The organism is Candidatus Paceibacterota bacterium, from assembly GCA_035452965.1.
In the GTDB taxonomy this organism is placed as follows: Bacteria; Verrucomicrobiota; Verrucomicrobiia; order Limisphaerales; family UBA8199; genus UBA8199.
In genome coordinates, this window is sequence record DAOTCE010000002.1 from 1 (window position 1) to 18650 (window position 18650).

Annotated in this window: 14 protein-coding genes; 7 read left to right on the top strand and 7 right to left on the bottom strand. The window is 62.1% G+C overall.

All coding sequences use genetic code 11. The annotated features are described in order from the left end of the window. Positions 1-549: 549 nt before the first annotated feature. Complete coding sequence (locus tag P5205_02075) at positions 550-2340, top strand: hypothetical protein (GenBank protein ID HSA09134.1); 1791 nt, start codon at positions 550-552, stop codon at positions 2338-2340. A 17-nt stretch (positions 2341-2357) separates the two neighbouring features. Here the strand turns inward: P5205_02075 and P5205_02080 are convergent, their stop codons facing one another. Continuing rightward, positions 2358-4907, bottom strand: a complete 2550-nt coding sequence (locus tag P5205_02080) for a family 10 glycosylhydrolase (protein ID HSA09135.1) — start codon at positions 4905-4907, stop codon at positions 2358-2360. Positions 4908-5023: 116 nt separating this feature from the next. Between P5205_02080 and nadE the strand changes: the two genes are divergently transcribed. Further along, the gene (nadE, locus tag P5205_02085; protein ID HSA09136.1) at positions 5024-5935 is read left to right on the top strand and encodes an NAD(+) synthase; all 912 of its coding nucleotides are present in this window, start codon (positions 5024-5026) and stop codon (positions 5933-5935) included. 15 nt (positions 5936-5950) lie between these two features. After that, entirely contained in the window at positions 5951-6700 is a 750-nt protein-coding gene (locus P5205_02090) for a hypothetical protein (protein HSA09137.1), read from the top strand. A 358-nt stretch (positions 6701-7058) separates the two neighbouring features. Here P5205_02090 and P5205_02095 read toward each other — a convergent pair whose 3' ends face one another. After that, positions 7059-7631 (bottom strand): rhomboid family intramembrane serine protease, encoded by a 573-nt coding sequence (locus P5205_02095; GenBank protein HSA09138.1) that lies wholly within the window; start codon positions 7629-7631, stop codon positions 7059-7061. Between the two features lie 216 nt (positions 7632-7847). Here P5205_02095 and P5205_02100 point away from each other — a divergent pair, with 216 nt between their 5' ends. Continuing rightward, positions 7848-8252: a hypothetical protein gene (locus tag P5205_02100; GenBank protein HSA09139.1), complete on the top strand. Its 405-nt coding sequence runs from the start codon at positions 7848-7850 to the stop codon at positions 8250-8252. Positions 8253-8340: 88 nt separating this feature from the next. Here P5205_02100 and P5205_02105 read toward each other — a convergent pair whose 3' ends face one another. After that, positions 8341-9237, bottom strand: coding sequence for a hypothetical protein (locus tag P5205_02105; protein ID HSA09140.1), 897 nt, complete (start codon positions 9235-9237; stop codon positions 8341-8343). 249 nt (positions 9238-9486) lie between these two features. Here P5205_02105 and P5205_02110 point away from each other — a divergent pair, with 249 nt between their 5' ends. The 3 genes from P5205_02110 to P5205_02120 all read left to right on the top strand — a co-directional run bounded on the left by P5205_02110 (position 9487) and on the right by P5205_02120 (position 13429). Then, positions 9487-10341: a tetratricopeptide repeat protein gene (locus P5205_02110; protein ID HSA09141.1), complete on the top strand. Its 855-nt coding sequence runs from the start codon at positions 9487-9489 to the stop codon at positions 10339-10341. A 4-nt stretch (positions 10342-10345) separates the two neighbouring features. Next, positions 10346-12085: an ATPase, T2SS/T4P/T4SS family gene (locus tag P5205_02115; GenBank protein ID HSA09142.1), complete on the top strand. Its 1740-nt coding sequence runs from the start codon at positions 10346-10348 to the stop codon at positions 12083-12085. 138 nt (positions 12086-12223) lie between these two features. Continuing rightward, complete coding sequence (locus P5205_02120; GenBank protein ID HSA09143.1) at positions 12224-13429, top strand: molybdopterin molybdotransferase MoeA; 1206 nt, start codon at positions 12224-12226, stop codon at positions 13427-13429. A 103-nt stretch (positions 13430-13532) separates the two neighbouring features. On the opposite strand, the gene P5205_02125 is transcribed toward P5205_02120, so the two are convergent. From P5205_02125 to P5205_02140, 4 genes are all read right to left on the bottom strand, one after another. Continuing rightward, the gene (locus P5205_02125) at positions 13533-14600 is read right to left on the bottom strand and encodes a hypothetical protein (GenBank protein ID HSA09144.1); all 1068 of its coding nucleotides are present in this window, start codon (positions 14598-14600) and stop codon (positions 13533-13535) included. A 67-nt stretch (positions 14601-14667) separates the two neighbouring features. Then, positions 14668-15462 carry an acyl-ACP--UDP-N-acetylglucosamine O-acyltransferase gene (gene lpxA, locus P5205_02130; protein ID HSA09145.1) on the bottom strand — a complete coding sequence of 265 codons (795 nt, stop codon included), beginning with the start codon at positions 15460-15462 and terminating at the stop codon, positions 14668-14670. A 255-nt stretch (positions 15463-15717) separates the two neighbouring features. Then, positions 15718-17103, bottom strand: coding sequence for a hypothetical protein (locus P5205_02135; protein HSA09146.1), 1386 nt, complete (start codon positions 17101-17103; stop codon positions 15718-15720). Positions 17104-17316: 213 nt separating this feature from the next. Continuing rightward, positions 17317-18597 (bottom strand): 6-phosphofructokinase, encoded by a 1281-nt coding sequence (locus P5205_02140; GenBank protein HSA09147.1) that lies wholly within the window; start codon positions 18595-18597, stop codon positions 17317-17319. Positions 18598-18650: the final 53 nt, after the last annotated feature.

Sequence of the window (18650 nt, forward strand, 5' to 3'; positions counted from 1 at the left end):
CAGAACCGGGCTCTCCTCACCACCGGTGAATAACTTTGGATGAGCTATAAGCGGCATGGATACCACAGAAAGACCAGGCGATTTAATTTGACGCTGCCCGGAAGCGGCAGCGGCTCACAAGGGAGTCTCCCCGTATCCTCCCCGTATCCACACCATATCCACACCGTGGATACAGCCTTGACATCCCGGGGCGCTTCTGGCGCAACCCATTGTGTTTAATGCACTTACAACAAAAGGGCCGCTCCCAAGTCCGCCGGAGGGCCAAATTCACCACAAGTAACGCCAATTCAAATAGATACGCAAATCTGCCACCCATCAGCCGTTTTTACCCGACCGGAGCCCCCCGAGCCCGCGGCAGGCACTTGCACCTGCGGAAAATACGAAGCTATTTTGTTTGACTCCTCGCCAAAAGGCTTGTCCGCACAACAAGGTTGCGCCCGCACGGCAGGGGACGCGCTGATGGGGCTTTCCTCGGAGCGCAGGTAAGCGCACATTTGGGGCATGGCTTATACAAATAGCTTCCGGCTGGCGGTATGTTGGTTGTGCGGAATGGCGTGGCTGAATACCGCGGCGGCCGCGGCACAGCGGCAGTCCGCGCCCGACCCGCGGAACTTCGGCAACGGCAACCGCATCCCTGCCCAGGGCTACTGCGACCAGCCGCGCATCGTGGTGACCAGCGACGGCACCTGGGTGTGTGTCCTGACCACCGGGCCCGGGGACGAAGGCGACGCGGGCCAGCACGTGGCGGCGAGCTTCAGCGAGGACAAGGGCAAGACGTGGTCGCCGCTGGTTGCCGTTGAGCCGCCAGACAAGGATCGGAAGTCGGCCTACGCGCTGGCGCTGATCACGCCGCAGGACCGCGTGTATGCCTTCTACAATTACAACGGCGACGCCATCCGCGCCAAACCCGACGGCTCACCCATCCGCGACGACATGCAAGGCTGGTGCTGCTACCGATATTCAGACGACCAGGGCAAGACCTGGTCCCAGCGGTATCGCGTCCCGATGCGCCTGACCGCCGCCGACCGCAACAACGAGTGGCAGGGCAAGCTGCAGATGTTCTGGATCATCGGCACACCCGCCGTGTTTGACGGCACAGCCATGTTCGGCTTCACCAAGCTGGGCAAGTACATCCTGGAAAATGGCGAAGGCTGGTTCTTTCGCTCGGACAACATCCTGCGCGAGCCCGACCCGGAGAAGATCGAGTGGCAGCTTCTGCCCGACGGCGATCACGGCGTGCGCGCGCCGGAGTTCGGCTCCGTGCAGGAGGAGTTCGACGTCGTGCACCTGGAGAAAGACGATTGGTTCTGCGTCAACCGCACGACGCTGGGACACGCGGCGTGCTCCTACAGCCGCGACGGCGGCCACACCTGGACCCGGCCCGACGCGCTGCGCTACAGCCCCGGCGGCCGCATCGTGAAACAACCCCGCGCCTGCGCCAAAATCTGGCAGGCCCGCAACGGCCGTTACCTGCTCTGGTTCCACAACAACGGCACCACCACCTACAACAACGGCCCCAACGCCGGCAGCCGCAACATCGCCTGGCTGAGCGCCGGGCGGCTCAAGGACGGCTTCGTCTTCTGGTCGCAGCCGGAGATTGTGGCCTATGTGGACGGCGGGCTGCAGGGATGCAGCTACCCGGATTTCATCGAGGACAGCGGACGCTACTATATCTGTGCGACGCAGAAGACCGAAGCCCGCGTGATGGATGTCGAGCCGGGCTTGCTCGCGGGCCTATGGGATCAAGACACCCGGGGCGAGATCGCGACCAACGGCCTGGCGCTCAACCTCACCGGCGAGAATTGCGCCGCCAACGCCAAAGCCCGCGCGCCCAGGCTGGCGCCGCTCTGCGGGGACATCCAGCGCCGCAAACCGGATGACGAAGGCGCGGGCGGCCTGACCATCGAAGTGGCGGCGCGCTTCGCCGACCTCGCGCCGGGCCAGGTGCTGCTCGATTCGCGGGACGGCGCCGGCCGGGGCTATGCGCTGCGCACCATCGAAGGTGGCGCCGTGCGGTTTGAAATGGCGGACGGCTGGCAAGCCGCTTCCTGGGATTCCGACGCCGGCCTGCTCCAGACCAACACCACGCATCACATCGTGGTCGCGGTGGACGGGCGCGTGAAGGTTATCTGTTTTGTCCTGGACGGCGTGCTGAACGATGGCGGGGCGCGACGCCAGTTCGGCTTCGGGCGCTTTAATCCGACCTTCAAAGACGTGAGTGGGGCGCGCGACCTGCGGATCGCCCCGGCCCTGCATGGCGAGCTGGGATGCCTCCGGCTCTACAACCGGACCTTGCGCACGAGCGAAGCTGTCGGTAACTTCCGGTCCCTGCCTCGCTGACGCAGCGGCGGCGGTCCCTACTGGACCTGAATGCGGTAGTACCGGGAAGCGTTGGTCGCCGCCTCGTCCGTCACAGTGATCGGCACTCCCGTGCCGGTGACATTGGTCAGCAACTGCCAACCGGATGCCTCCAGGTCATCCTTGTGCTCCACCGTGTAAACCGGGCCGGCCTCCGTGGTGAAAGTGAGACTGAAACCGCTCACATCCAGGCTCGGGGAACTGACCGTGGGCTGCGCCGCCAGCACGAGCTGGGCCGGGCTGCTGAGCACGGAGCTGCCATTGCCGCTCACCAGGACGGTGTAAGTCCCGAAATCAGCCGCCTGGATGTTGATGAGGTTCAACGCAGTGCTTGTCTCTCCGGCGATATCCACCCCGCCCAGCCGCCACTGGTAGGCGGTCGCATTGGTCGCCGTGACCTGGAAAGTCGCGCTGCCTCCCGGGCCGCGGATGCAGCTCTGCGGCTGCGTCACGATGCCCGGCGCCAGCTCGTTGGTGACCGTCACGAAGCGCGCCAGAGAATCCACCGTCGCGCCGCCGTTATAAGTGGCTCGAGCCGTCAGGCTATAGCTCCCGGGGCTTGGGTTGCTCCACGAATACACGTAGGGCGCGGTGGCAACATTGGCGATCAGGTTCGTCCCCCAGGCATAGAACCCGACGTAGTCAATCACATTGTTAAAGCTGACGACGGTGGCCCTGAGGTTGATATTGGTCGGCAGCGAATAGCGGGAGTTGTTCAAAGGCTCCATCAACCCAATGGCCGGCTGCCGATTGGTAACAGTGATGTTGCTGCTGGCGGAATTCACATAGCTTGCGCCGTTGTACACGACCCGCGCCCAGACCGCGCTCTCGCCGATCGGCGCGTCGGTCCAGGAATAGGCGTAGGGCGAATTCGTGACATAAGCCAGCAGCGTCCCGCCGTTGAAAAAGCCGACGTAGTCAATGGAGTTGCCGTTGGTGGTGACGGTCGCGGTCATGGCAATGGTCGCCGGGTACGAATAGCTGGCGTTGTTGGTCGGCGTGTTCAGCACCACGACCGGGGCCGGGGCATTGAGCGTGAAGTCATAGCGCACAACGTCGCCGGCCAGCACTTTGGCATTGGCGATGGTCTGCGGCGTCATTCCGCTCTTGCTCGCGGTGGTTGAGCGGACGGTGCCGGCGGCCGTCGCCGGAATCAGGGTGACGACGTAGCAGCCATTGCCGTCCGTCTTGACGCTGGATTTGCCCACAACCGTGACGGTGGCATCGTCCACGTATTGGCCGGTGTTGAAGTCTTTGACGCGCCCCCACATAATGCCCTCCTTGGCGGTGGCCGGGTTGCGCCACGGCATGTCAGGGGTGGTGACAACGCTTGTGTTAACGTTCGCGGCGGCGTAGGCCCACCAATCGGACGGAGCAGTAAAGTAGGAGTAAGTTGCATATCCCTTGAGCCCCTTGCCGCGGAGATAGCTGATCTCGCTGGCGATGGTGGCGCTGTCCGTCCCGCTGAAGCTCATGCCCATGAACACCGGCCGGACGGCTATCCAGCAGGAGGTGATGCGGTCCGCCCACGAGTTGAAGGCACTGGTGCCGTAAGCCTGCGGGATCACCGCGTCCAGCCAGCCGTTTTGGAGCATGGCCGGCCAATCCGAGAAGTAGGTGTAGGCTTCTTCGCTTGTGAAGGTGCAGCTTCCGGGCGGTGAGCCGTAGGCCATCGTCGCGGAGGTGTGGCGCAAGGGCTGGCGCGGGTTGCTCTTGATGGATTGAATCTCGGCCTGAACGCGGGCCATTAGCTCGTTCTTGAAGCGGCGGCGGTAATTAGACCAGGCGGTGTCGCCGTTGCTGGGCGTATAGGTGTCGGCATACCCGTTATTGATCCGGAAACGCGCCAGCCCGGAGCGGGGATAGCTGGCTTGGCTGTAAGCGGGATAGCCGAAACCGGCGGTGTAGCCCGCACCGTTGAGTTCGTCGTCCCAGTTGATGCCATCAATCGGGTAGTTGTTCACCAATTCTCTCACAATGCTGACGATGTATTCCTGCACATCGGGAGATCCCATATCGAGACTGTAATAGCCGTCCACGGGCAAAGGTGTGCCCCCCTCGCTGTTGGCCACTGGAGCGATGAACCATTCGGGATGAGCAATAAGGGTGGAGTTGCCGTTGGGCGGGAAGGTCAGCGAGACGCGATACATGGCGCCGCCGCTGCCGCCGATCCAGGCATGGACCTCAATACCGGCGGCATGCGCCTGGGTGCACAGGTAGGCCAGGGGATCGAAGTTGGCTTTGACCCGCGGAGACCAGGGCACGAGACTCGACTGCCACTGGGCCCCGTGCGAGCTGGTACCGTTGTAATCCATGTAACCAAGCACCTGGACGATGACCGCGTTATATCTGGCGCTGGCAAGGGTCGAAACCAGTGTGTCCACTTCGCTCTGGCTGCTCATGCCGGCATGAAAGATATCAACCCACGCCGCGCGGAACTCCTGGGCCGGGAGCGGAATGGCTGGCGCGAAACAAAGGACAACGAGGGTGGCGGCGAACCGCCGCATGCCGGCTCTGGACCGCCGTGCAAGACCAAAAAAGAGACTCATCCTCTATTTTATAACGAAATCGTTGCCGGAAGTCGATGGGTTTCCGGGGCCCAGGAGCCGCCAGCGGCTCCGAAAAGTGGTTCCCGCGCAACCGTGAAAGCGTTAGGCTGCCCAAAGTGAAAGCACCCGAACAGAGAATTAAACTGGCCCGGATGGATGCCAGCCAGGTGGCGGATGAAATCGGAGGGTTCATCCTGCGCAAGGTCCTGGAAATGAAGAAGACCGGCGGGGTGCTCGGTATCTCCGGGGGCGTGGACAGCACTTGCGTGGCCGCGCTGGCCAAACGGGCCTTTGACCGGCACAACGCAACCCACCCCGATCGCCCCCTGGAACTCGTGGGCTACCTTCTCCCCTCAAATACCAACCATCCCGCGGATGTGGAGGACGGCCTGAAAGTCGCAACCCGGCTGGGGATCCGGCATGAGATCCAGAGCATCGAGGCGATTGTGGAAGCCTTCAAGACCACCAATCCGGAGGCGCTCAATCACAAGTACCATCGCGGCAACCTGACTTCCGAGATTCGCGCCGTGGTCCTGCACGTCAAGGCCGCGACCGAAAACAAAGTCGTCATCGGCACCGGCAACAAGGACGAAGACTACGGCGTCGCTTACTACACACTCTTCGGCGATGGCGCGGTGCATATGAGCCCGATCGGCAACCTGCCCAAGCGGCTGGTGCGCGAAATGGCCGCTCATCTGGGCTTCGAGGAACTGGCGGGCCGGGTTTCCACCGCCGGCCTTGAGCCGGGGCAGACCTCCTTCAAAGACCTCGGCTGCGATTACGAGTTCGCCGAGCTGGTATTGAATGGCCTGGAACAGGGCCTGCGGCTGGAGGAGCTTGCCGGGCACAGCCAGGTGGTGGCATACGCCCGGCAGCAAATGGAGAAATACGTCCAATGGTACGGCGCGCCGAAGTTCACCTCCATCGAAGCTCTGGTCCGCGAAATCATTCGACGGCATGAGATCGCCCTGCTCAAGGCCGAGATCGTCAATCCGGATATCGCTTCCATTACGCTGAAGCTGGAGTAGCTTGATCCTGAACTTATGAACACAACCATTCCGCCCGCTCCGCCGCCGGCGCCCGCCACCCAGACGCCGCCCCCCAAGCGGCGCTCCTTCCTGTTTTACGCGTGCGGGATCATGCTGGCCCTCGTGGTGATCATCGCCGCGACGGTTGCCATCACGCTCTGGTGGATCCAGCGTCCAATCAAGCCGGTCGTGTTGTCACCGCCGGAAAAGGCCGTCGTGGAGGAAAAGCTCCGGCATCTCAGCGGCGCGGAGGATCCGGTCCCCAGTCAGCCTCCGCCGCCCCCGCATGAATCTCAAGTCGAGGCCACTCCCCCTGCGGCCCCCAGTGACGCGTTCTCGCATCCGAGGCATGATCGGCGCTACGTGCCGGGGTCGAAGATGTTCAAGCTGACCGAACGCGAACTCAACGGATTGCTCAACGCCAACACCGACCTGGGCAGAACCGTGCGGCTCGAGCTGGCCAGAGACGCCATCAACGCCTACCTGGCTGTGCCCATCCCGCAGGACTTCCCGATTGGCGGCGGCAAGATGTTTCGCGCGCGCGGCCGTTTCCGCGTGTCGCTGGGCAACGCGGGAGCGCCGGTCGCGATGCTGGAGGATATCACCGTCTTCGGCCTGAGCCTGCCGAAGGCCTGGCTGGGCGGGCTGAAGGGAGAGAACCTGCTGGGCGACGCGGTGGGCAAGCGCGATGGATCGCCCATAATTCAAGGGATCAAGGGCCTGCGTGTCGAGCCCGGAGCTCTAGTCCTGGAGGTTGAAGACTGACCGCCAAGTGACCGCGCGCAGACCAAAGAGCCGCGGTAATCCCTCAGTCTGGCAGGGCGCTTTCGCCGAAAGCGCCACCATTCGGCCGCCTCGGCGAGGCGGCCGTCTCAGCCGTTGTTCTGCCGGCGGTTTGATGGACCACCCCGGGAGCATGACGGAGCGGGCGAGCAGGGGGTGTGTGCTTTGGCCTGCCTGAGGTTCGCCGGTGCGGTTGCGAACGTTACCGTTTGCCTCGCGTGGAGGAGCACACAGCCATGAACAGGACAGTCTCACGAACGGACGCTGCCAGGGATCAGCCTGCCGAGTTGGCGTTCCTCCGGAGCGAAGAACGCTGCCGCCGAATGATCCAGACCACCCACTAGTCGGCTGAGTTGGGGGGAGCGGTGACCGCCCCTCGCCGTTGTGACCATAGCGAGGCCAGTGCAATCCCTGAGACCAGCCCGGCGAGGTGCCCTTCCCAGGAGATGCCTGCCAGGGTGGGCAAGATCCCTCTGAGCATTCCGCCATAAGCCAGCAAGCAGAGCATTGACAAACAAAGAGCTCCAAAAGTGCGTTTGAAGTACGCGAGGGAGGTCAAGTAACCAAAATAACAGAAGATCAGCCCGCTTGCACCAACATGGCAGGCGCTTCTCGCCAGCAGCCAGGTCACCCCCCCGCCCAGAAGTATGCCGCCGACGGTGACCACCGCGAATTCGCTCCGGCTGCGGCCGCAAATAACGCACCCGAGAACCAGTAACGGCAAAGTGTTGGCGGCCAGGTGCGGGTAGGAAGCATGGAGAAGCGGCGCCCACAGCACCCCCGCCAGGCCGTGCAGGTTGCGAGGGATGATGCCGTGCTGGATGAGTTGGCCCTTCCAGACCAGATGATCCAGCAGCAAGAGCAGCCAGCAAACGGCCGTCAACGTGAGTATGGGAGCGAATCGTGTAAGCACAGGCTTTATGCGCGCCAGCCTCCAGCGCCGTTGCGGCTCCGCCCGGAAACCGTTATGGCCGGCATTGCTTTGAGGGCATTCACAGTTCCAACGCGGCAGAATGTGGAACGACGAAGGCTCTATTGGAATAACAAAATGGGGAGCGCCTTTGAAAGGCCGCCAGGGCGTAAATTATTTGTCTTTTCCTCACCGCCCGCCTCAGGCTAGAGTCCGCTCATGTCTGAAATTGTGGCTTTTGTCAATCGTGGAGCGGTGACCATAACACCGGCGATCGTGGAGAAAGTCCTCCGGCATCTGCCGCAATGGAAATTGGAGTTCACGCAGATTTACGAGCCCCTGTTCCCGCACCTGGTGGATCAATTGGAGTTTCTCGCCGATGCGGTGGAGGACATGGCGGAAGGCGCCTATAAGGAGCTGCCGTACTCCGCATTTGCCCAGGCGGTGTTCGCGCTGATTTACGCGCACAAGAAGGTGGGCATTATTCCCGATACAATTCTGAACCTCGGGCGGGCCGACGATTCGAGCGTGGTCCGGGCGGTGCTGATTCAAAACGAGAAGGCCTTCGCGATTTACGCCACCCACCAAAGCCTCGAGTGGTCCAGGATCACCAGCCAACCCTAGCCGGAATGAGGCAAAGAGGGCTCCGGGGCAACCGCCTATTGGGGCGACAAGAACCGGGTCCTGGCGCCAAGCCCTGCTGATTCCTTAGTCAGTCCTGCACCTTCCCGAAGCAGCTCGTCTGGAGGTAATCGCGGAACTGCTGGCGCTTGTGGACTACCTCGTTGTGCCCCAGGTCGGTGTAAAGGAAGATTAACCGGTTTGTCTGCAGGTCGGCGGGCGTGACCTCGCGCTCATTGCCGGCATGGAAGGCGGTGCCGCGCTGCTTGAGCGTGGCCATCAACTGCTCCGTTTCAGCCTTGGTGCCGCCCTGCGCCGTGTAAAGGTCAATGAACCGCCCCTGTTTCCGGTCAATCCAGGCCAGAAAACGGCCCGTCTGCGCGTAGAGGGCATCGAGCAGCCAAACTTCACGCACCTGCTCGGTCAAGCCGCCGTGATCCACAATAGCCGAAATGACTCCATAGCCGCCGCTGTGGCCCGAGAGCACAATTTGACCCATGGCAAAGTCCTTCTGCTTCAAGGCGGACTTCGCGCGCAGCGCGGCAACCACGTCCGCCATGAACCGCTTGAAGCCGTCGGGGTCCTCCAGTTTGCCGCCAAAAGAATCGGGCGCGTTGCGCGGACCTTGCGGGACGATCAGCACGGCGTTGCGTCCGCTCGCCGCCAGTTGCTCGATAAGCTTGTATTGGCCCAGCACCCCTTCCACATGGTTCTTCCAGCCGTGGAAGTGAACGACGAAATCAATCTTGCCGGTTTCGCGGAAGCCTCGGGGGATGAATAGGGCTACGGTCTTGTCGAAATAGTGCTCGTGGGCCGGGTAGAGCTGGCCTTTGTAACGGTGGCCATCCGCGCGTTTGGGGTGTGGAAACGGAGCGGAGTCCAGTTGGGTAAGGATCAACGTGCCTTGGCTGGCGTAGCGTCCCGGCAGGTTCTCGGCGCAGGCGGCCACAGCGGCACATCCAGCCATCAGCAACAGCAGTCGTTTCATGCGTCGGGCTCCATTGTGCCTGGGATGCTGGGCCGGGAAAAGCAGATTGCACACGACCGCGCCAGAAATCGCTGCCGGACCGTGCCAAAATTAGACACATGTGTCTGGCGATTAGCACCCGACCGCTGCGGCGCATGGGAAATTCACGATAATTGCGGCTGCTTCCCAAACTGGCCACAAGTTTGCTGCGGGAAACCCCGTCCGAGCGTCGAAATGAATCGGCGATTGGCATGCCTTGACCGGTCACAGATGAATCGCATGGTTAGCGCTTTAAGTCCGGGCGAAGAAGCCCAATTGGTGCAGACGATTGAGATGTTTGAAGTCATCACTCAATCGCAGCCAAATGATATTCAGTCCCTCGAGATTCTCAGGGAAGCTTATTCCAAACTCAACCGCGAGAAAGACCTCGTTAACACCTCCAAGCGGATCGCCCAAGCCTACGTGCAGATGGGCCAGCTCTCCTCGGCCATTCTGGAGTACGAATCCATTCTGCAGCGCCACCCGGATGATCCCGACGTGCAGGCCGCCTTGCGGCAAATCGAAAGCAAGGCGGAAACCTATCCTGTCGAAGCGCAAACGGAGACTATTATCCTGGCCCAGTCGTCCAATGCGCCCCAAAAGGCTTCGACCGGCCCGAAAGCGGTTGCCAGGGAGCTCGAGGACGGGCGGCGAGCCATGCACAAAATCTTCGTGGACGGCAAGATCATCACGGCCGGCGACTTCGACCTGTGCTGGTCTACGCCGGATCTAATCTCCCCGCCAAACGCTGTGGTGGAACCTTTTATCCAGGTGATGGCCGACAAGGGAATTCTGACCGCGGACGCTTCTTTGAAGGTCCTGTGCGACAAGTCGCGCCTGGCCTTCCTGCCGCTCAAGAGTTATGAAGTTGACATGGAGTTGGCGCGGAGCTTTCCCAAGGATACTTGCCGGCGGTGGTGCGTGTTGCCGTTTGACCGGATGAGCAAGTCGCTTCTGGTCGCCACCGCGAACCCGTTCAACCAGGAGGTTGCGAAAGAGTTGGCTGAGGTCACCAATAACCGTCTGATATGGTATTTGGTGCCGCCCGCCGAGTTGGTTGCTGACCTCCGCAAAGTTTTCCGCTAACCCCATGCCCCCAGTTAAACCATTTGGCGAACGCATCGCGGACGCCTTAGTCGAAGATGACCTGCTGACCGCGTCGCAGGTCGAGGAACTGCTCGAGCAGCAAAAAAAAGAAGGCACTCGCCTGTTCAAGCTGATCCTCGAGAAGGCCTACGTGACCGAGTCGGACATGGCTGTGGCGATGGGCCGCGTCCTCAACACGCCGCCCGTCAACCTTGCCCGCCTTTCCATTCCGCTTGAAGTGGCGGACCTGGTCCCGCGCGAAATGGCGCGCAACCATAAGGTTGTCCCCGTGTCGCGCCTGGAGAACAAGCTCTTCCTGGCGATGGCCGACCCGCTGAACGTGCTGGCCATTGACGACGTGCGGCGCATCACCAAGCTGGAGGTGTCCACACTGATCGCCTCGGAGAAGTCCATCCTGGACAAGCTCAACCACATTGATGCCTCCAAGAGCGGGAGCATGGAGGACATCATCCTGGAGGCGCAGAAGAAAAGCGACGCCGAAGCGGACGCCGACAGCTTGGAGGTCTCCCGGGATATCACCGAGGAGGTCAACCTGGACCAACTGGCGGTTTCCAGCCAGGAAGCTCCTGTCATCAAGCTCGCCAACCTCATCCTCGTCCAGGCGGTCAAAGATCGCGCCAGCGACGTGCACATCGAGCCGTTCGAAAAGACCTTGCGGCTGCGCTACCGGATTGACGGCGTGTTAGTGGATGCGACCCCGCCGCCCAAACAGCTGCAGCTGGCGCTGGTCTCGCGGTTCAAGGTCATGAGCAGCCTGGACATCGCCGAACGCCGCCTGCCGCAAGACGGCCGCATCCGCATTCGCGTCGGGGGCAAGGACTATGATTTGCGCGTCTCGATCATGCCCACGGTGCATGGCGAGAAAGTCGTGCTGCGTCTTCTGGACAAATCCAACCTCTCGGCCAGCATTGATAAGCTGGGCCTCGACCCGGACACGTTCCAACAGTTCAAGGCCGCCGTGGATGCGCCGCACGGCTTGATACTCGTCACCGGCCCGACCGGTTCCGGCAAAACCACGACGCTGTATTCGGCCCTCAACGAACTTAACAGCCCGATCTATAACATCATCACCGTCGAAGACCCGGTTGAGTTCCAGATTGCGGGCATCAACCAGGTGCCAACCAAGAAGGACATCGGCCTCTCCTTCGCCAACGCGCTCCGTTCGATCCTGCGCCAGGACCCGGACATCATCATGATCGGTGAGATTCGCGACGCGGAGACCGCCGAGATCGCCATCGAAGCCGCGCTGACCGGCCACCAGGTCCTGAGCACTATGCACTGCAACGACGCGCCCGGCGCCATTGCGCGTCTTGATGACATGGGCATCGCGCCGTTCCTGATTTCCTCGTCCGTCATTCTCGCCTGCGCGCAGCGCCTGATGCGGCGCATCTGCTCCCACTGCAAGGAACCAGTTACCTACCCGACCAAGATGTATCAGGACTTGAACATTGACCCGAGCATCTTCGACGGGGTCACCCTGTTCCGCGGCCGGGGCTGCGACCGCTGCAAGGGCTCCGGCTATGCCGGCCGCATGGCCATTATCGAAGCGATGACCGTCACGGATGAAATCCGCAAACTCATCATCGCCCGCGCCAACTCCCGCGAGTTGGGCAAGATCGCTATCGGCCAGGGCATGCGGACGCTCAGGATGGTGGCGCTGGACCGCGCCCGCGAAGGCATCTCCACGCTGGAACAGGTGCTGGTGATGACCTCGGCCCATTGATCGGACCATCTGCGCCTTCGCGCGGTTGCGATCCGGGGGGTAATTGGGTTACATGGTTACATGCGTTACGACACTGCTCTGAGGTAGTAGCCTGTGTAAACCGGTAACCCATGGCGTCCACTCGACCAGTCTAGCACCATGCTCCAATACGAAGCAGCCCTGGCGCGCATCCTGGCGGCCGTGCCCGCCCCTTCATACGAAGACGTTTCCCTGAGCGCCGCCGCCGGACGCGTGTTGGCCGAGGAGGTGCGGTCGCCGATTGACCTGCCCGTCTTCGACAATTCCGCGATGGATGGCTATGCCTTGCGCGCGAGCGACGCAGCCTCGGCCAGGCCGGACGCCCCGGTGCGCTTGCGCCTGACTGGCCGGGTTGTCGCCGGGGAAGCCATGACCGGTGAAGTTAGGCCGGGCACTTGTGCGCGGGTATTCACCGGCTCGCCGCTCCCCCGCGGCGCCGACGCCGTCGTGATGCAGGAAGCAACGCGCCTGGAACCGGGCGACCCCAGCGAAGTCCTCATCCAGGATCGAGCCAAACCGGGGGAGAACGTGCGAATGCGCGGCGAGGATGTGCGGTTCGGCGCGCGTTTGGCCGAGGCAGGCGAGACTCTGACAGCCGGTCGAATCGGACTCTTGGGCGCGGCGGGATTGACAGCCGTCCGCGTGGGGCGCCAGCCATTGGTGGGATTGCTGGCCACCGGTTCAGAGTTGAGAGAGCCGGGGCAGCTGCTGGCGCCCGGCCAGATCTACGAGAGCAATCGCGTGGCATTGGCGGCGCTGCTGGCGCGGGTCGGGGCGGTTCCCCGGATTCTTCCCCTGGTGGCGGATGCGCTCGCATCAACCGGCACGGCCCTGGCGGACGCATTCAACCAATGCAATGCCGTGATAACGACAGGCGGTGTCTCCGTGGGTGAGATGGATTTCGTCCGGCGCGCGTTCGAGCAGATCGGCGGCAAGCTGGAGTTTTGGAAGGTGGCTGTCAGGCCTGGCCGGCCGTTTGCGTTCGGCCGCTACCGGGAAAAGCTGCTGTTCGGCTTGCCGGGCAATCCGGTTTCGGCACTGGTAACATTTCTAATGCTGGTGCGGCCCGCGTTGCTGCGCTGGCAAGGCGCGCTCCACGTTACGCTGTCCGCCCGGCCGGGCGTACTGGCCGAGCCGCTGGTCAATGAAGGAGCCCGCCGGCATCTCCTGAGAGTCACGGTGGACTCGGCAGGCAGGGTCTGGTCCGCGGGTCTTCAGGCCTCGCATGCGCTGAGTTCGATGGCGACGGCCAACGGCTTGGTAGATTTGCCGCCCAAAGTCACTCTGGCGGCAGGGGCAACCGTGCAGGTGATGTGCTGGGATTAAGGAGCCCTGCGACGGGTAACAGCTGGCGGTACGGCCCCGCAGCCGTGTGTGCGAGACAACGGGACCAGTCGATGTCGCCGCCGGGCGCGTCCTGCCCATCCCCCTAAAAAGGCCGCTTAGGCGCGGTAAAATCAGGCGCGCGCGGGATTACTCTCCGCTCCTGGACCTTCGGCAGGCCGGCGGTTGATCGGGTTTGTCCAACGGCCTGCGCGTTCACATCAGGCAGCGGTGATGGACCTAGCACAGGATTCAGCACGTCGTAGGCCACGTCTGTCCCATTGCGCAGAGCGGGATTGGAAACGCTGGGCAATCCCGCGGATGGCTTCCCGGCGGTTGGGGCTGGACCAGCCAGCGCCAGAGCCGGATCTAACGCGTTAGCCGCGGTGGGCGGGCGCCAAGTCGGATCCACAATGGTACGGTATTCGTCCATGAGTCGCTTGTGCTGCAATACCTGGTCTTTGGACCGTTCCTTGCGCGCGAGGCCGAATGGATCGGAGAGACTGCCGAGGCTCGAATCCTGGCCAAAAGGGCTCTCGCTCTTGCCCGATTCGAAAACTTTCATCAGCGCTTCCGCGCTTTCCTTGAGCCCGCTGGGCAGGTCCATTTCGTCCTTCGCCGAAGCGGCTTCAGGCGCGTTTGGCTGCCAGGAGGGGCTGAACCGCTCGTTGTCTTTCTCCAAAGCAGGATTGACTCTTAGGGCCTGCTCGCGGACCAGGCGCTGATAGTAGCGCTCCATCGGCAGCAATTCTTCCTTTGTGTGCGATCGCTCCTCGGACTCAGGCGTCTTAAGAATCTGTTCGACCGTCGGCGCGGCCAGCAGGTCTTCGGGAGTCATGAACACCCAATCCTTGCGGCGTTCGAGCAATTCCTTGACTCGTTTGCTCTGGATGGCCGATGGGGCGAGCGTTCGGCGGAGTGGAGCCGCCACGCCATCCAGTGAACTCTTGGGCGTGAAGGTCTGCAACGGCTTGTAGAGGTCTTCCTCCAGGTGCTTCAGCCCGTCCTTCTTGGTCGCCAACTGCTGGAGATTGGTCATGACCTCGAAGCTCTTCGGCTCAGAGAATTCAATGCGCCGGCCTTGCTGCCGGCTGCCCGCGTACGCAGTGCACACCGCCGCGGCACCCAAGGCAACCACACTCAGGCCCAAGCCGCATCGAAGAGTCGAACGCATGACACTCATGCTGCAAGGAAATCGTAGCCCCAGACGGAGCCGTCGTCAAAGCTCAAAACCGGTTGCGTCACAGCTCGCTGCTGTCGTCCGAGCCGCCAACGTCAGCGCAGATCCCGCGTTTGGAGTCGGCGATGAAATCCAGCATCACCCTGGCGGGCGCGCCGGAGAATTGGCTGCGGGCCTCGGCCACGGCTGCGCGCAGGCTGCGCCGTTCGCGGAAAAGCGCACGGTAGAGCTGCTTCAACTCCAGTCGCTCCGCCGGCGACATACCGGCCCGCCGAAGGCCGACGGTGTTCAGCCCACAGATGCCGTTATGGCCACGCGCCACGGTATACGGCGGCAGATCCTTACTGATGGCCGTACCACCTTGCATCAGCGCCAGCGTTCCCACGCGCACGAACTGGTGAATGACACAGTTGCCGGAAATAAAGGCGCGGTCGGCCAGCGTCACGTGTCCTGCCAGCAATGCCCCGTTGGCCAGAATCACCCGGTCCCCCAAGCGGCAGTTGTGCGCCACGTGCGAGTGGGCCATGAGGAAGTTATGCGACCCAATGAGGGTCTCTTCCGCTGTCTGGTTCGAACGGTGGACGGTGACGTGCTCTCGGAAGACATTATGGTCGCCAATTCGCAGCCGAGTGGGCTCGCTGTTGTATTTCAGGTCCTGCGGCGCCTCGCCAATGACACATCCGGCGTAAAAGTGGTTGTGGGCACCAATAGTCGTCAGACCCGTCAGATAGGCCTGCGGGCCGATGACACAACCCAAACCGACCTCCACGCCTTCATCAATCACCGTGTAAGGTCCCACCCGAACCGTCGGGTCAAGCTTGGCCCGGGGATGAATGATGGCGGTCGGATGGATCACGAACAGAAGGGTAGGGCATATACCTGCCTTGCCAAGCCAAAAGGCGCGCGCCGTGATCCGTTATACCTATCCGGACACCCACCTTCGCCAACCAGTAGCACGTAATCGAAACATTGACGCGTTGGTGAGTACCCTGTGGATCTCCAGTTCGCCTTTCCGTCATCTCCACCCACGGCAACGTTACCGTTGCGCTGCAATCTGGAGGTTATTGACAAATCTCTGCATTTGAACCCGTTCTCCCGCACTGCTGGTTACCTACGTTCCTCCCCTTGGCCAGAATCGAATCCAGAAGCGCTGCGGGGATTGGATGAGGATCTCTCGCAGGAGTTCCTCCATGCTGGCGGCTTCAGGTTCATGCAAACGGCGGGCGAGAATCAACGTGACCAGGAAAGCGATGGCGGCAGCGGCGAAGAAGACGGTGAACCGGTTCCACGAGAGACCCAGCCAGATTGGGGAGCGCGCGCCGACGGCGTCAATGAGCAATCCCCAACCGATCGGTGCGAGGCCGAGGGTGACGTTTCCGATGGTGGAGTAGATTGCAAAGAAGTGGTTGCGGCCCATTACGGGGATGACGGCCATGGCAAGGCGGGTGTTGGCCATTTGGATTAACGCGGCCAGCAGGCCCATCAGGAACTGCAGCAACAGAACGCTGACCAGTTTCACCGGCAGGACGCCGCCGGACAAAGTGATCCATCCCCCAAGCACCGCCACCCAACCGGCGAAGCAGAAGCTCAACACAGGTTTGCTGCCGAGGTGGTCGAGCCGTGAGCCCAAGAACCAGAGGCTGCTGAGGCCGCCCAGGAAGGCGCTGGAGTTGACAAGTAATATCTGGCCCTCGGACATGCCGGTTTGGCTCTTGAGAAAGGCCACGACAAACGCTGTCAGTCCGCCATAAGCGATCGAGAAGGCCACGAGCGTGCGCAGCAGCTTCTTGAAAGGGGCATAGCGGATCATCTCCACCCAAGGCACGCGGCCCTTGGATGCCCGCACTGCCTCCGGCATCTCGGCGTCCGGGATGCGGTTCAGGAACGCGAGGCTTACGGCCCCCATGACGGCGCTGAAGGCGAAGAGGGCTGCAAATTGCCAGGAGCGCGTCTGGCCGCTGAGACAGGCACCGGCGATAAGGAAGGTGATGAGGCTGGCGCAGTTTTGCACCGCGGCGTCCCGGGCCAGGTACTTGCCGCGCAGGGGGGCCGGGACCAGGGCGGTGATCCAAGGCAGCCAGGCGCAACTGGAGATGCCGCGCGAGAGGTTAAAACCGAACAGCAGCATGAGCATCAGCGCCAGCCGGGTCTCGGGTCTGAGGAAGAAACCGCTTAGCGGCACCAGCGCCATGGCGAAGATGAACATGACCCGGATGCCCCACCCGGCATAGACAAAGCGTTTGAAGCCGAGCCGGGGGATATGGTTGGCGGCGGGGATTTGGAAGATGACTAGCAGAGGCATCATGCCGGCGATGATGCCGAGCACAGTGGCGCTGGCACCCAGGCTCCTAGCGTAAAGGACCATCGGGCTATTAAGGATGATCTGGTAGGAGAAGGCGTTGAAGACCGAAAACAGGTAGGCATGGTGCAAGCCGGGCGGGAAGACGGGCGCGCCCATCCCTGCCTGGTTCAATTTGTCTGTTGGGTGTTCAGCCATGCTGCCAAGTCCTGCTCCTGCCATTCAATCACCAGACCCGCGGGGCGTCCATGTCGGAGTTGGCCAGGATGTTATGAACACGCGCCAAGCGCGCAACTGGAAGTGTGCCGGGCCGAGTTTCAGCACCAGCTGACCGCATCCCCGGCGGCTCGGCGCGGGCGGGTCTGACTCTAGCTCCTGCGTGCGGCCAAAAGTCGCGCGCAGGGATCCGCGCTAAGCGCGCGGCGGGAGTTTCTTCTCCACCTTCGTTTTTTCCAGCACGACGTAGCGCGGCAGGCCGGCTTCGACCGGGAACTTGACCTCGCCCTCGACCAATGGCCGGGCGTAAGCAACAAACTTCTCGTTGGGCAGGTAGCCGTCTTCGCTGATCCAGTCGCGCGGGATGAAATGCTCGACGTTAGCAATGTCAGCCAGCGGCTGGAGGCCGGTGCTCCACTTAACCGAGCCGTCGGGCTGCGCTTCCCGTACTATCTTGACCATGTAACCGCTCTGGCCGGCAACGGCTGCCTTGACGGCGGCTTCGCCGCAGGCAAAGGCGTTGGAGGCATCGGTCAGGCTCGCGCTGTGGGCCGCCGCGCGCTGGGCGTAGCCGAGCAGCACGGTGCGGGTCTTGGTGTTGAGCCTGCCTTGCACGAGTTCTTTGAGTTCTTCCGCCGCCCCTGCCAGCACGGGGTGGCCAAAGGCATCCAGCCGGGTCTTGTCGGCGCCGACCTCGTGGCCAGTGGGGTCCTTGATGCCTTCGCCGACAACCACCACGCAGTACTTGTAGGCGGCCACTGTCTCCTTGACCTTGGCGAGGAACTTCTCCTCCTCGAAGGGCAGTTCGGGCAGCAAAATGATGTGGGGCGGGTTGGCCGAGTGGCCACGCTTGGCCAGGACGGTGCCAGCGGCGATCCAGCCTGCCGAACGGCCCATCACTTCGATTATGCAGCAAGAGCCGTCGTCGGTCGCCATGCTCCCCACATCGAGGCCGACTTCCATGACGGTCGTCGCGTTGTACTTGATCACGGAACCATAGCCGGGGCAGTTGTCCGTGTGAGGCAGGTCGTTGTCAATGGTCTTGGGCACGCCCATGACTCGCATCACGTAACCGCGCTTGATGGCCTCTTCATGGATCTTGTGCGAGGTATCCTGCGAGTCGTTGCCGCCGATGTAGGCAAAGTAGCGAATGCTATGCGCCTCGAAGACCTGAAAGAGGCGGTCCATATCCCGGGCGGCCTGCTCTGGCTTCTTCTTGAAATCAATCTTGTAGCGGCACGTGCCCAACGCGGCGGCGGGCGTGTATTTCAGCCCGTCGATGGTCCGAGCCTTCTCGTCGTTAATGTCCACCAGTTCCTCGTTGAGGATGCCAAGGATGCCATTGGCGCCGCCGTAGATTTCCTCAATGCAGTCATGCCGTCCTGCTTCCTGGATGACGCCGGCCAGACTGGCATTGATGACGGACGTCGGCCCGCCAGATTGTGCCACTAACAAGTTTCCGTTTAGCTCTGACATAATATTTTAATTAATTCGGTAGTTACGCTGACCCCATTTAGTCCTGCAACTTT